Annotated in this window: 11 protein-coding genes and 4 tRNA genes; 12 read left to right on the top strand and 3 right to left on the bottom strand. The window is 41.0% G+C overall.

Annotation, left to right across the window (positions count from 1 at the left end):
* Positions 1-167: 167 nt before the first annotated feature.
* From OK025_RS04525 to OK025_RS04565, 9 genes are all read left to right on the top strand, one after another.
* Complete coding sequence (locus OK025_RS04525; protein WP_317668488.1) at positions 168-2,336, top strand: M1 family aminopeptidase; 2,169 nt, start codon at positions 168-170, stop codon at positions 2,334-2,336.
* A gap of 59 nt (positions 2,337-2,395) precedes the next feature.
* Positions 2,396-3,151 carry a UDP-2,3-diacylglucosamine diphosphatase gene (locus OK025_RS04530; protein WP_317668489.1) on the top strand — a complete coding sequence of 252 codons (756 nt, stop codon included), beginning with the start codon at positions 2,396-2,398 and terminating at the stop codon, positions 3,149-3,151.
* Positions 3,133-3,723, top strand: coding sequence for a Crp/Fnr family transcriptional regulator (locus tag OK025_RS04535; RefSeq protein WP_317668490.1), 591 nt, complete (start codon positions 3,133-3,135; stop codon positions 3,721-3,723). The genes OK025_RS04530 and OK025_RS04535 overlap by 19 nt, the downstream gene beginning before the upstream one ends.
* A 66-nt stretch (positions 3,724-3,789) precedes the next feature.
* Entirely contained in the window at positions 3,790-4,119 is a 330-nt protein-coding gene (locus tag OK025_RS04540) for a multidrug efflux SMR transporter (protein ID WP_317668491.1), read from the top strand.
* A gap of 98 nt (positions 4,120-4,217) precedes the next feature.
* A complete protein-coding gene (gene prfA, locus OK025_RS04545) occupies positions 4,218-5,291 on the top strand; it encodes a peptide chain release factor 1 (RefSeq protein ID WP_293905354.1) in 1,074 nt (357 codons plus the stop codon).
* A gap of 73 nt (positions 5,292-5,364) precedes the next feature.
* A tRNA-Asp gene (locus OK025_RS04550) sits at positions 5,365-5,438 on the top strand.
* A 59-nt stretch (positions 5,439-5,497) separates the two neighbouring features.
* Positions 5,498-5,574 (top strand) — tRNA-Asp (locus OK025_RS04555).
* A gap of 31 nt (positions 5,575-5,605) precedes the next feature.
* A tRNA-Asp gene (locus OK025_RS04560) sits at positions 5,606-5,679 on the top strand.
* Positions 5,680-5,704: 25 nt separating this feature from the next.
* A tRNA-Asp gene (locus OK025_RS04565) sits at positions 5,705-5,781 on the top strand.
* A gap of 63 nt (positions 5,782-5,844) precedes the next feature.
* Here the strand turns inward: OK025_RS04565 and OK025_RS04570 are convergent.
* Both OK025_RS04570 and OK025_RS04575 read right to left on the bottom strand, forming a co-directional pair.
* Entirely contained in the window at positions 5,845-6,066 is a 222-nt protein-coding gene (locus OK025_RS04570) for a (4Fe-4S)-binding protein (protein ID WP_317668492.1), read from the bottom strand.
* 63 nt (positions 6,067-6,129) lie between these two features.
* The gene (locus OK025_RS04575) at positions 6,130-7,371 is read right to left on the bottom strand and encodes an MFS transporter (RefSeq protein WP_317668493.1); all 1,242 of its coding nucleotides are present in this window, start codon (positions 7,369-7,371) and stop codon (positions 6,130-6,132) included.
* A 66-nt stretch (positions 7,372-7,437) separates the two neighbouring features.
* Between OK025_RS04575 and OK025_RS04580 the strand changes: the two genes are divergently transcribed.
* Positions 7,438-7,611: a hypothetical protein gene (locus OK025_RS04580; RefSeq protein WP_317668494.1), complete on the top strand. Its 174-nt coding sequence runs from the start codon at positions 7,438-7,440 to the stop codon at positions 7,609-7,611.
* Between the two features lie 113 nt (positions 7,612-7,724).
* Here the strand turns inward: OK025_RS04580 and OK025_RS04585 are convergent, their stop codons facing one another.
* Positions 7,725-11,771, bottom strand: coding sequence for a glycoside hydrolase family 2 TIM barrel-domain containing protein (locus tag OK025_RS04585; RefSeq protein ID WP_317668495.1), 4,047 nt, complete (start codon positions 11,769-11,771; stop codon positions 7,725-7,727).
* 384 nt (positions 11,772-12,155) lie between these two features.
* Between OK025_RS04585 and OK025_RS04590 the strand changes: the two genes are divergently transcribed.
* The gene (locus OK025_RS04590; protein ID WP_317668496.1) at positions 12,156-12,728 is read left to right on the top strand and encodes a sigma-70 family RNA polymerase sigma factor; all 573 of its coding nucleotides are present in this window, start codon (positions 12,156-12,158) and stop codon (positions 12,726-12,728) included.
* Positions 12,729-12,752: 24 nt separating this feature from the next.
* Positions 12,753-13,859, top strand: coding sequence for a serine protease (locus tag OK025_RS04595; protein WP_317668497.1), 1,107 nt, complete (start codon positions 12,753-12,755; stop codon positions 13,857-13,859).
* The last annotated feature ends 25 nt before the right edge of the window (positions 13,860-13,884 follow it).

Below are 13,884 nucleotides of genomic sequence, written 5' to 3' on the forward strand. Positions count from 1 at the left end.
GAATATAAACAAATTTATCGATCTCTTATTAAAAACAAGCTAGCTGATTCGGTAGCTGCGTTAATAAAGTCTTACCCACCAGCATCATAAACATATTTCTTCTTGACATATTTTTATAGCCACCGAAATTTCTTTAGATTTATTTAAATCTTGAAAATACTAAAACCATGTTCAAAAAAGTCATATATCTTACTTTGTCGATTTCCATTCTTCAAATTGGAGTAAGTGAAGCGCAACAACTTCCCATAGATCAACAGTATCGAGCCACCCCTACCAAGATCAACAATCTGGTCCACACCAAGCTGGATGTTCGTTTTGACTATAACAATCAATTCCTAAATGGAAAAGAGTGGATCACGTTACAACCCCATTTCTATCCAACAGATTCCCTTCGTCTCGACGCAAAAGGCATGGATATCAAACAGGTGTCGCTAGTCAATGGCCAACAATTGGTCCCTTTAAAGTATAGCTATGACAATAATTCCCTGCTGATCAAGCTGGACCGCAATTATCTTGGAAATGAAAAATACACGGTATACCTAGATTATACAGCAAAACCAAACCTATTGAAAGCACAGGGAAGCGCTGCAATCAACGATGCGAAAGGACTTTATTTTATTAATCCTGACGAACGTACGCCAAATAAACCACGGCAGATATGGACACAAGGAGAAACCGAAGCTTCTTCGGCATGGTTTCCGACCATCGATCGTCCCAATCAAAAGACGACAGCCGAAATCTCCATGACCGTACTTGACAACTATGTCAGCCTATCGAATGGTGTATTGAGTAAGCAACAGAAAAATAATGACGGTACCCGTACAGATACCTGGACAATGGATTTACCACATGCCCCATACCTATTTATGATGGCCGTTGGTGATTTTAAAATCTATCAGGACAAATACAACAATATTCCCGTTGACTACTATCTTGAACCGAAATATGCGCCCTATGCCAAAGATATCTTCGGTAAGACACCAGCGATGATGGATTTTTACAGCAGGACTTTGGGTGTTCCTTACCCTTGGAATAAATATGCGCAGATCGTCTGTCGCGATTATGTCTCAGGTGCCATGGAAAATACAAGTGCAACACTACATGGCGAACATGTACAAAAGACGAAACGCGAATTGTTGGACGATAATCAGGAAGGAACAATTGCGCATGAACTATTTCACCAGTGGTTTGGTGATTTGGTCACAGCAGAGTCCTGGTCCAATTTGACCATGAACGAATCTTTTGCCACTTTCGGCGAAGTGATCTGGCGTGAACACGACGGCGGTAAAGATCGTGGCGATAAATCCAGATTTGAAAAACTCCAGTCCTATCTAAAATCGACTAAAAATGGGAAAAGCCCGACTTTAGCCCGTTATTATTATCATGATAAAGAAGATATGTTTGATAATATCAGCTATGCGAAAGGCTCATTGATTCTCTACGCGCTCAAAGAACAAATGGGTGATGAAGCGTTCTATCAATCGTTGAAAAAATACTTGACAGACAATTCCTTTAAAACTGGCGAACCACAACAGCTCCGTCTAGCAATGGAAGAAGTGACCGGTAAAGACTGGGCTCCGTACTTCAATCAATGGTATTACCAAGGCGGGCATCCAATTTTGAAGGTCACAACAAGAAACGGAGAGAACAGTGTCGTGCTAAATGTAGCCCAAATTCAAGATTCTACAGTACAGACATTCCAGCTTCCCTTGGCCGTCGATATCTATACCAAAAATGGGAAGATCAGACAGACCTTTCAACTCAACAGGCGGAACGCCCAATTTATGATCCCGCTACCTGCTGCTGTTGAATTTATTGATATTGATCCCGAAAAAACACTCGTGGGTCAAATTCAAATCGATAAATCAGATGCCGACTATTTATATCAATATGAGCATGCACCTTCATTTGCCAACCGCGTCGGTGCAATTGCTTATGCCTCAAAAAATCCGACAAATACCATCAGCCAGCAAATCTTAACAAAAGCATTGGCGGATACCGATGCGGATCTCGCCGCAACAGCGATTCAAGGTCTCGATCTAAGCAATCCCGCGGTCCGCAAGTCGGCCGAAAAAACCATCTTGGCACTTGCAGAGAAGTCCGAAGCCTCTGTTATCCGTGCCTCTGCGATTCAAAAGCTTGCACAGACGAAAGATAAAAAATACAAAAATTTAATTCTGAATGCTGTAGCCGACAAGTCCTATATGGTTATTGCAAGTTCAATCATGGCAATAAAAAGTGCTTATCCGGATCAACTTCAGCAGTCTTTGAAGCGCATTGATCCCGATGCTACGGAATATCTAAAAGCGCTGATCACCGAATTATCTAAATCATAGCAAAATATATTGTGGAGGCGAATTTTGTATTCGCCTCCATTTTTTTTAGTTTTGGCCACATGTCAACAAGAACAAAAATTTATTTTGCCTCCGACTTTCATCTTGGATCTTACCCCTTGGAAAGTTCACGGGAAAGGGAGCTGCAAATTATACAGTGGCTGGATCAGATCAAAACGGATGCTGCACAGCTCTATCTTGTTGGCGATATCTTTGATTTCTGGTTTGAATACGCAACTGTTGTCCCAAAAGGCTATATCCGCTTTTTGGGCAAATTAGCCGAAATTGCAGATCTTGGCATTCCCATTACTTTATTTAAAGGCAACCACGATATGTGGATGTTTGATTACCTCAAAAAGGAATTAAATGTACGGATCATCGACAATGAGCTGGAGTTACAACTTAACGGAAAACATTTTTACATTCACCACGGCGACGGTTTAGGTTCGGGAGATTACAAATACAAGATACTCAAGAAAGTATTTCGGAGCCGTCTCTGTCAATGGTTATTTGCACGATTACATCCAAATCTAGGAATAGGAATCGCGACACGTTGGTCCAAACATAGCAGGCTTTCGAATAATGAGGACGAAAAATTTCTGGGCGAAGACAAAGAGTGGTTAATTGGTTATGCAAAGGAACTGGAGTCAACCCAACATCACGACTACTATATCTTTGGCCATAGACATCTTCCCTATGATGTTGAGCTGAACTCTAATAGTCGTATTCTAAATTTAGGGGAATGGATCAATTACCATACCTATGCCGTATGGGATGGTGAAACTTTACGTTTGGAAAAATGGGCGAGCAAATCCTAATTTCTTTATCCGATTGCCTGAATGGTTATCACTTTCTAACGCCTGAAAGTGCTGCAAAATTGGAGCAGGTCAGTAAGAAAATCACGGCGAAAAGAAATAGCCTGTTGATCGAACAGGACAAAATTCAAAAAGACATCTATTTTCTGGCTTCAGGGTTAGCCCGCGTTTACTACGAGACGGCCAACCGTCAGATAACCCTGGATTTTGTTTCGCCCGGTGGAACACTCATATCCATGAATAGTTATGTTCACGGCACCCCAGGCTATGAAAACATTGACGTCCTCGAAGACAGTATTGTTTATCAAATAGACCAAAAACAACTATTTGAACTCTATGAAAGTGATATCGCCATTGCAAATTGGGGAAGAAAGATGGCTGAACTTGAATTTATCAAGGCCGAACAACGAACCATGTCCAAACTCTTTAATACCGCCCAGGAGCGCTATGCTGAATTACTTCAAAAGTACCCCCAATATATCCAACGCATAAAACTGGGTTACATTGCCTCCTATCTTGGTGTCAGTCAAGTTACATTGAGCCGGATTCGCGCAAATATTCATACAAATTTTTAACATTTGTAAAAATTATTATCGCCCAAAAGCCGGACATTTGTATCGAAACAAAAAATCAAAAAAGATATGAACTGGGTATTTTTAATATTGGGTGGATTATGTGAAATTGGCTTTACGACCTGTTTAGGTAAAGCCAAAGATGCAACTGGAAATGCGCAATGGCTCTGGTACGGTGCTTTTGTCGTATTCTTATTTGCGAGTATGGGTTTATTGATCAAAGCCACACAGACACTTCCCTTGGGCACAGCTTATGCTGTTTGGACCGGAATAGGTGCCGTAGGTACCGTTTTAATGGGGATCTTCTTCTTTAAGGAGCCAGCAGATTTCTGGCGCATATTCTTTATTTTCACGCTGATTGCTTCCATCGTAGGACTAAAAGCAGTTTCCTCTCATTAATAGCAGGCTAGGTTGTTTAAAAGCAACAAAATTTCCTTACTTTTGTACACTCAATAGTAATCTAGGTCATACATTCCTAGAAGAAGCATTTTTGATATATGTTAGACAAATTACAAGCGATAAAGGAAAGATGGGAAGAGGTGGAAGCTGAACTGAGCAACCCTGAAACCATGCAGGATATGAAACGTTTTGCCAAATTGAATAAAGAATACAAAGATTTAGGCAAAATTGTAGACCAATACCATATTTACAGAAATATGGTCAGTAATATTGACACCAATAAGGACATCATCATGAACGAGAAGGATCAAGAACTTCGCGAGATGGCCAAGGAGGAGTTGGATCTTTTATATGTAGCCAAGGAAGAAAAAGAAGAGGAAATACGTTTAATGCTTATTCCGAAAGATCCTGAGGATGCGAAAAATGCCATTATAGAGATTCGTGGTGGAACAGGTGGTGATGAAGCAGCCTTATTCGCTGGTGATCTTTACCGCATGTATACACGTTATTTCGAAACCAAGGGCTGGCGCAACGAAGTAATGGACGTTACTGAAGGAACTTCCGGTGGTTACAAAGAGGTCATCTTAAAAGTTATCGGTGATGATGCTTATGGTCAGTTGAAATACGAATCTGGCGTTCACCGTGTGCAACGTGTTCCTGACACAGAGACACAAGGTCGTGTACATACTTCTGCCGCATCTGTTGCAGTTCTTCCTGAAGCTGAAGATGTCGATGTTGAGATCAATCCGGGTGATATAGAATTACAGACATCCCGTTCAGGTGGTGCTGGTGGGCAGAACGTCAACAAGGTAGAAACAAAGGTACAGTTGACGCATAAACCGACAGGTATTGTCGTTGTTTGTCAGGTAGAACGCTCCCAATTAGCCAACCGTGAGTTAGCAATGGAGATGTTGCGGAACAAACTTTATGAGCTTGAGTTGAACAAAAAGAACGGCGACATTGCTGCAAAAAGAAAAACTTTGGTGTCTACAGGAGACCGTTCGGCAAAAATTCGTACATATAACTACCCTCAAGGTCGCGTAACGGAGCACCGCATCGGAATGACGATGTACAACTTGCCGGCAATTATGGATGGTGATATTCAGGGAATTATCGATGCATTGCAATTTGCAGAGAATGCAGAGAAGATGAAAGAAGGTCAAGTAGATTAGTTTTTTTTCAAAAAATCTTTGCAGATACGTAAACAAACGCTATATTTGCACACCTTCTGAGGAGAAGGGTTGAGGTCTGGTAGTTCAGCTGGTTAGAATACATGCCTGTCACGCATGGGGTCGCGGGTTCGAGTCCCGTCCAGACCGCTTCAAAAGAGAGAGAAATCTCATACGTTCTTTAACAAAATAAGTTTTTAAGATTTTTAGGTCTGGTAGTTCAGCTGGTTAGAATACATGCCTGTCACGCATGGGGTCGCGGGTTCGAGTCCCGTCCAGACCGCCAAAAATTATTAAAAACAATCCTTAAGATTTTAGGTCTGGTAGTTCAGCTGGTTAGAATACATGCCTGTCACGCATGGGGTCGCGGGTTCGAGTCCCGTCCAGACCGCTAAAATTTTAAAAACACAATTGTTGGTCTGGTAGTTCAGCTGGTTAGAATACATGCCTGTCACGCATGGGGTCGCGGGTTCGAGTCCCGTCCAGACCGCCAACAAAAAAAGCATCATTTATATTTAAATGATGCTTTTTTTTTGCCTTAACAATACAACTGCTATTATTTTTTTAATTCGTACTGAAGAGCTCCCGAAGGGCAGTGCTTGATCTGTTCAATCAATTCAGCCGTACTCGCATTTTGGGCCGTAATCCAGGGCTTATCTTTAGGATGATAAACATTGGGCAGACTCTTCACACAAACTGCAGCATGTGCACAGCGTTCAGGTATCCAAAGAACGGTTATCTCCCCATTTGGATGTGGATATCTCATTATTTTTTCCATAATTTCATCTCTCTTTAACAATTCATCGTTTTAAGGACTAATAACAAAATGAGCAATTTTGTTTTAAGAATCAGCGCGTCGCTTTTTGATCATATTGCTTACCCGATAGATCATAAAAATACCCACAACGGAAATCAGAATAACAATCATCCCCAAGGTAGGGTAATGTTCCAATGGACTTTCTTTGTTTTCTTGGACAATGATTACACCTGCTAATGAAGCAGCCACACCACCAGCCAGCTGTTGCAACGAAGAACTGATACTCATAAATGCCCCCCGATCTTTCACCTCAGGAACAGCAGTGATCAAGGCCGAAGATGGTGTCATTCGACTTAAAATGCCCGCCATCATAAAAATGTTTAAGATAACAACGATATAAAATGGCGTGACACCTAGATTCGTGTAGATAAATACGACAACCATAAGCCAAAAGGAAGCGAAAGCAAAAATCTTAAACTTATCGTAACGATCACTCAATTTGCCTACAATAGGCATAATAATCAAGGAAGCAATACCCGATATCATAAACAACATCGGCAGCTGTTCGTGGCTTACTTTAAGGTTATTTACAGCAAAAGCACTTCCAAACGGCATCATCATATACCCCCCAATCGAAAGCAGGGCGGTGGCCATAAATCCAACCCGGTACTCTCGCTGTGAGAAAGTCAACCAAAGATGTTTTAACGCGGATTGATGTTTCTGAAGACCTATATGTGCTGTAATAGGAATGAGTTTGACCGCAATAATAACGACAATAATCAACGCCATCACGGCAATCCACAGGAAGGCACTATGCCAGCCCCAATTGTTTGCAATATATAGTCCTATGGGAATACCCAAAACCTGACTTGCGCCAAAGCCCATCTGCACAAAGCCCATTACACGTCCCCGCTGTTGAAGTGTAAAGATATCGGTAATAATAGCCATAGAAATCGATCCAATAACACCGCCAAACAGTCCCGTGATTATTCGTGCAGCAACCAACGTCCAGTAATCGTTAGCAAAACTACAGCAGAATGTTCCGATGATAAAGCCAGAATAGAAAAACAACAGGAGTTTCTTCCGATCAAAACGATCGGCAAAACCCGCGGTAAGTAAGCCCGAAGCACCCGCACTGAAGGCATAGGCTGAAACCGCAATACCAAATTGAGCCGGTTTGAGATCTATGGCTTTCATCAGGATATCCCCCATCGGTGACATCACCATAAAATCAAGCACCACCGTAAATTGCGTCATTGCCAATAAAAACACCACAAGTTTTTGATATGCCGTAAAGGGTGCATTATCAAGTTTATTTATTTCCATACTGTTCAGATTGCCACAGTTTAAACTGGCCTAAAAATACAGAAGTGTGTGAACATTCTTTGTAATATGTTTGCAAGATTATCGTGCAAGATTCTACCTTACCTTACCTTACCTTACCTTACCTTACCTTACCTTACCTTACCTTACCTTACCTTACCTTACCTTACCTTACCTTACCTTACCTTACCTTACCTTACCTTACCTTACCTTACCTTACCTTACCTTACCTTACCTGTTTAGGCTAGACGGCCAATCACTCTTTTCAATCGCTATTTAAACATAGCATAGGTCGCTAACAAAAAAAGCCAGCATCTGTTTGACAGATGCTGGCTCAATATGCGATGTAACGCGATTTACTCAGCTATAACAGCAAATTCAGCTCCCGACGCATAATCATCACCACGTTGGGAGTTAAGTCCAGTAAAACGGATATAACGTCCTTTCACAGGTTTTTCAAATCGAACAGTTTTTAACTTTTTATTCCGTTCAAAAGATCCGGACATCACATCTTCCCAGTTCTTTCCATCTTTACTCACCTGAATCTTATAATCCTTGATATCACCATTCGGCCCATCCTGTCTTGGTAGAAAAGTGAAGCCTTTAATTGTTTTGCTACTTCCAGCATCGAAATCAACCCAATGTGGATACTGTGCTACCGTAACCGAATACATCGTATGCCAAATCGAGGAAGGATCCCCATCCAGTAGGTTCTTAGCATCCCCTTCGCCAGTCTCCTGACTTGAAGCAAAAATAACTTCCATTGGAATAGTTTCGATTTTTGAGTATTGCTGTGTTACCTTTAATTTTTCGTTACGCTGATACCAAGCCGTCACTGTACCGCCGGCGCGTAAATCAAAAGGCGCCTTGTAGACACTTGCTTTCGCGTTATTCAAACTGTATAACACAGGCTCATTCTTATCTCCTGATTGAATAGAAACTTCACCATTTGAACTTCTTGCCAAAGAAATTGGCGCATCACCGGCAGTCGCTACCTGAGCCTTCTCCATCATATCATTGTTCTGAATCGGACGGATAATAAAGCCCATAGACGTTGGCACTGCTTTCACACGGTCTTTCTCCAACGGCGGACCTTGTCCACAGCTGTTACCGCCCAATCCTGTTACCGCAGCATCTAGATGCAGATGTACACCTGAACTTTTTGGCAATTGATAAGGGTGTGGCGCAAATGTCAGTTCGAGCTCACTATATTCCAAAACGGAAGTTGCCAAATGATTTTTTGCAACAAAGATAGCTCCTTGACCATTATTGTTGGTTAATGCTGTCCAGCGTACCTCTTCATTGTTGCTCATATTTTGCGGATTAGGCCATGGCACAAACTGGTCTTTTACAGTACTTTTATGCAATTCAATAAATTGAGCAGTCTTCCGGTCAGCATAATTGTTGATCGGTCCACGTCCGTAGTAACTATAATTGCCAAACTCGGTCGGTAATTGCAAAGAATAGCCCAATCGAGCTAATACGACACTCGCATTATTGGATGTAATACTTGACGACAATTCAATAGAGCCATCCTTATAGATTGTCCAGATCTGATTGCTTGTAAATTTAAAATCATCCTTACCAAAAGGCTTATCCGTATGTTCTTTAAGGGTATACGTTCCAGAAGTTCCACCTAACAGTGATGCGCCATAAGGTGCTTGTGACTCAATTGTAAACGCCAATACAACTGTTCCATCCTTCTTGGTATAGCTGTTTGAAGACAAAACCTTATGTTTCAGGTTATGTAATCCTTTTTCAAACCATTGTTGGTAAGCCCAGTTGTCATTGTCAACCGGAGCACGTAACGCATCCAATTTAGGACCTTCACCATCGCGGATAATTTGTTTACCGGCATACGTTAGATTATATATCGAGCCAGTTTTATTGTCAAACTTAACGATAAACTGATCTCCCTTTACCACCTGCAAATCACCTTCTTTGGAAAGCAACGGAGCCTCCCCTTGTGCAACAGATGAAATCAACGGTTTATTTTCGGCCGCTTTGACAAACAATTGTTCCTCCATTTGTACAAAGCCTTTGGCTGCCCAAGGTCGATCCGTATTGAGAATAAACTGTACTTTTACAAAATACTCCGATCCCGCATCCAACTGCGCATAATTTATCGGCAATACAAGTTGCTTGCGTTGGCGCGCCTCGGGCAAATCTGTCGCACTGATTGTACCCCCGCTATTTTTCACCTCTATCCCATTTTTATATAGCGACCATTGCACCTGATAATCGGATAGATCTTTAAAATAATTTTTATTGAAAAGTTCAATTTTCCCTTGTTGAATATCAATAGCTTTTACACCCGCATTTTGGTACACTTTCTTTACCTCATAATACTGTGGCTTAGGTTTCATATCGGCAAAGATCAACCCGTTATTAACAAAGGTCCCATCATTGGGTTTGTCTCCAAAGTCGCCACCATAGGCAAGAAAGCGTTCGCCGGTCTTTTTATCATAATAATACATGGCCTGATCAATCCAATCCCAGATGGCACCGCCCATAAAAAAGTTGGTCGATTCGATGGCTTCCCAATAATCAATTAGGTTACCAACAGCATTCCCCATGGAATGTGAATATTCCGAAATATGAAATGGATATTTCAATTTGTAGGTACCTTTTACAGCTCCTCTTACCCAGTCTATCGAAGGATATTGGTTGGATCCCATATCAACGATTGTATTATTACGCTCGTATTGAACAGGTCGTGACGTATCAATTTTTTTAATAGCCTGATAGGCGGCCACGAAATTATCACCCGGACCGGCTTCGTTTCCTAGAGACCAAATAACGACTGCCGGATGGTTGATGGTCGAATGCACCATCTCGATATTACGGGCTACATGGGCATTTTTCCATTCAGGAACATGAGAAAGAGACTCTTTGCCATAATAATATTCATGGCTCTCAATATTGGCTTCATCCTCGAGATAAATTCCATATTTATCGCATAAATAATACCAATAAGCAGGTTCTGGATAGTGCGAATTCCGGACATGGTTGATGTTCGCCCGTTTCATCAATTTCACCTCAGCTTCCATCTGTTCTCTGGTCACTACCTTACCATGTTCAGGATTGGTCTCATGACGGTTGACACCTTTGAGTTTCACCGTCTTGCCATTGACATAATAATAACGTCCGGCCAGGCCAAATTCATCATCCGCAGCCTTGGTGTCTTTAATCTCAACCTTTCTAAATCCAACGTAGGTAGAAATAGTCTCTATCGTTTTGTTCTTTTTATCCTTCAGTTCAGCCACCAAAGTATACCGATAAGGTAATTCGGCAGACCATTTATCTGGATTTTTGACATTCAACGTTGCTGTGATGCTATTGGAAACTTGACCATCCAGGGTTGGCACAGCAGAAGAGGCTTCTGTCTGGTCGACAAGGGTATTCTCGTCACTGTATAGCTTATTTTTATAAAGTGAATAAACAACTTTATACCCTTCAGCTTTCTTATTCCCTAGATTGCGTACAGTACTCGTAATTTTCAACGAACCATTTTCGTACTTGCTGTCCAAGTCTGGAATAGCCGCTAGATCGCGAATCTGAACTTTTGGCGTTGAAGTCAGCGAAACATCCCGAAATATTCCGGGCAATCTAAACATATCCTGATCTTCCAAAAAGGAAGCGTCCGAACTGCGGTAAACTTCAACTGCTAACACATTTTCAGCCCCCTTTTTTAAGTAAGGTGAGATATTGAAAGATGCGACGTTTCTTGAATTTTTTGAAAATCCGACATATTTGCCATTTATCCACAGGTAGAAAAAGGAGTCTACACCATCAAAATTGATAAATACTTCACGACCGTCCCAATCAGTAGGTACGGTAAAATTGCGTCGGTACGATCCCACTTCATTACGGTAGACATAAGTTGTCCAATCTTGGGCTGGTGTTCGCATGACTCCACCGCGCCAATCATCGACCTTCACTTGATGATGAAAGATCACACGTTGGTTCGTGTAAATAGGTACACCATATTTTAGGCTTCCATCCTTCTGTATACCATAAATATTCCAGCTCATCGGGACCGGAACAGATTCCCAGGCACCAACATTATAACTAGGATCATAAAAGTCCTTTGGCCGCTCTTCCGGAGTCTTTACCCAGTTAAACTTCCAGGATCCATTGAGCGAAAGCCAATAGTTACTATGCTCGGGAAGTACTTTTCGCGCACTTTCTACGTTTTGAAAGGAGAAGAACGAAGCATGTGGCAACTCCTTATTAAGTGATAATAATTGAGGCGATTCCCATTCATTCCCTTTCGGAGCCGCTGCAGCTCCATACTGGAAACCGTCGATAGATGGCGTAATCGTTTGCCCTATCGCAACAGTAGTGTCCAGCGACAGCAATGAGGCTAGAATCGTTGAAAAAATAACAGAGTTTCTTAACATAATGTAATTAAGCAATTTAGTCCAGGAAACCAAATGTAACTTCATTTTGCAGTAATAACAAGCAGATTATTAAAGCACTCGATTGCGAAACTTTTTCGATACAAAAAAAGATCATATAGCACGTTAAAATCGTCCCATAAGATCTTCCTTCCAGAATTGTACATAAAACAAAGCAAAAACATAAAAAATAGAGACGGTGAAAAAAAACTAAGTCTTGCCAAAAGCAGCTGATTCCAATAAAAAACAAATGCTTTCGGTTTCAAGGAATAAGCCTTATTTTTGGGGATAGATTTCGCTTTACACAAATAAAAGTTTACGTTTGAAAATATTTCGAAGAATTTTATTTTTCAAAGGGTTACAATTTAAGCATTAAGGTATTAATAGGTGAGTAAATTCAGTAAATCAGTCCTGTTAGAAAATGATGAGCAGATCATTGATGGCATCAGAAACGGCAACAGCTTGGCGATAGATGCTATCTATAAGCGGTACTATCCGTCTATAAGCCATATGATCTTGCAAAACAATGGAAGTGAGGATGAAGCGAAAGATATCTTTCAAGAAGCTGTCATTGTGCTCTACGATAAAGTTTCCAAGGGAAACTTTGAGCTCAGCAGCAAACTAAAAACATATCTTTACTCGATTTGCAGAAGGCTTTGGCTTAAGCAACTCAATCGTGCTGGTTTCGGCAACAGTGACATTAGGGGTTATGAAGATTCCCTCTTTGAGGAAGAAGATCTTCAACAGCATCAAGAACTTGAAAAAAAGTTCGACCAAATGGAACTTGCCCTCGAGAAAATGGGAGAACCATGTAAGACGATCTTACATGATTTCTATATCTTAAACCATTCGATGCAGGACATCTGTGAAAAATTTGGTTATACCAATACAGATAATGCCAAGACTCAGAAGTATAAATGCCTACAAAGGCTGAAAAAAATATTTTTTTCAACAGATTAAAATTTGAGTAACACCATGGGAACAATGAATCAAAAAGAATTTTTCGAATTAGCAGATCAATATCTTCGCGGCGAATTATCGACCGAGGAAAAAGCTGCATTTGAATCTTTTTGTGCTGAACAGCCCTCCTATGCTGCCCAATTACAACAACACCGCGAATTTGTCGTCAATATGCAGGAAACTAGCCATCGGCTGGATTTCAAAAATGCATTGGCACAATCAGCAAAAGAATACCATAAAACCCAAAGCAAAACAACCAAGGTTGTTCCAATGAAGCAATCAACAGTTATTTCACTTTGGGAACGTATCAAAGCAAGTTCTTTGGTGGCGGCAGTGGTAGCGGTATTTGCGGTATTTGGCACATTATGGTTGAGCGGTTATTACAGCAACCTCGAAAAAGCATCTTCCGATTACAGTGCATTACGTAGAGACATGAACAATGTCAAAAAGAACGTCAACGCACACAACGCTGCAATCAGGGATATCAATGACAAAAAATCAGTAAAAGGTACTGAAAGCCAGTTTGGCGCAACAGGATTTATGCTGACAACAGATGGCTATGTGGTCACCAACTACCATGTCATTAGTGGAGCAGATTCAATCTATTTACAAAATAGTAAAGGCGAATCTTATAAAGCACAAATCGTACATACCGATCCAAGCAAAGATTTAGCAATTTTATACATCGCAGATAAGACCTTTAAGAAAGCTAAAAGCTTACCTTACACGTTCAAAACTTCGAATTCAGATCTTGGCGAAGATATTTATACAATCGGGTTTCCTCGTGACGAAGCAGTATATGGTCAGGGATACCTAAGTTCATCAACAGGTTATGCTGGTGATACCATCGCATATCAGATCTCCGTGCCTGTCAATCCAGGTAACAGTGGCGGTCCCGTATTGGATAGCAGAGGTAATGTGATTGGTATTATTTCCGGAAAACAACGTGGCATAGATGGTGCTGCCTTTGCAATCAAAACGAAATCAATCTTGAATGCTTTAGCGGACATCCCAAGTGATTCACTGGTTACTGGTCTTAAGATCAATAAAAAGAATAGCTTGGCAGGCTTACCAAGAACAGAACAAATCAAGAAAATGCAAGACTATATCTACATGGTTAAAGTCTATTAGGATGCATTTTAAATCTATAAAAAAG

The organism is Sphingobacterium sp. UGAL515B_05 (genome assembly GCF_033097525.1).
Taxonomy (GTDB): domain Bacteria; phylum Bacteroidota; class Bacteroidia; order Sphingobacteriales; family Sphingobacteriaceae; genus Sphingobacterium.

Coding starts and splice junctions, on each gene's coding strand:
- OK025_RS04525 (WP_317668488.1), top strand. CDS start 168: ATGTTCAAAAAAGTCATATATCTTACTTTGTCGATTTCCATTCTTCAA.
- OK025_RS04530 (WP_317668489.1), top strand. CDS start 2,396: ATGTCAACAAGAACAAAAATTTATTTTGCCTCCGACTTTCATCTTGGA.
- OK025_RS04535 (WP_317668490.1), top strand. CDS start 3,133: ATGGGCGAGCAAATCCTAATTTCTTTATCCGATTGCCTGAATGGTTAT.
- OK025_RS04540 (WP_317668491.1), top strand. CDS start 3,790: ATGAACTGGGTATTTTTAATATTGGGTGGATTATGTGAAATTGGCTTT.
- prfA (WP_293905354.1), top strand. CDS start 4,218: ATGTTAGACAAATTACAAGCGATAAAGGAAAGATGGGAAGAGGTGGAA.
- OK025_RS04570 (WP_317668492.1), bottom strand. CDS start 6,066: ATGGAAAAAATAATGAGATATCCACATCCAAATGGGGAGATAACCGTT.
- OK025_RS04575 (WP_317668493.1), bottom strand. CDS start 7,371: ATGGAAATAAATAAACTTGATAATGCACCCTTTACGGCATATCAAAAA.
- OK025_RS04580 (WP_317668494.1), top strand. CDS start 7,438: ATGTTTGCAAGATTATCGTGCAAGATTCTACCTTACCTTACCTTACCT.
- OK025_RS04585 (WP_317668495.1), bottom strand. CDS start 11,771: ATGTTAAGAAACTCTGTTATTTTTTCAACGATTCTAGCCTCATTGCTG.
- OK025_RS04595 (WP_317668497.1), top strand. CDS start 12,753: ATGAATCAAAAAGAATTTTTCGAATTAGCAGATCAATATCTTCGCGGC.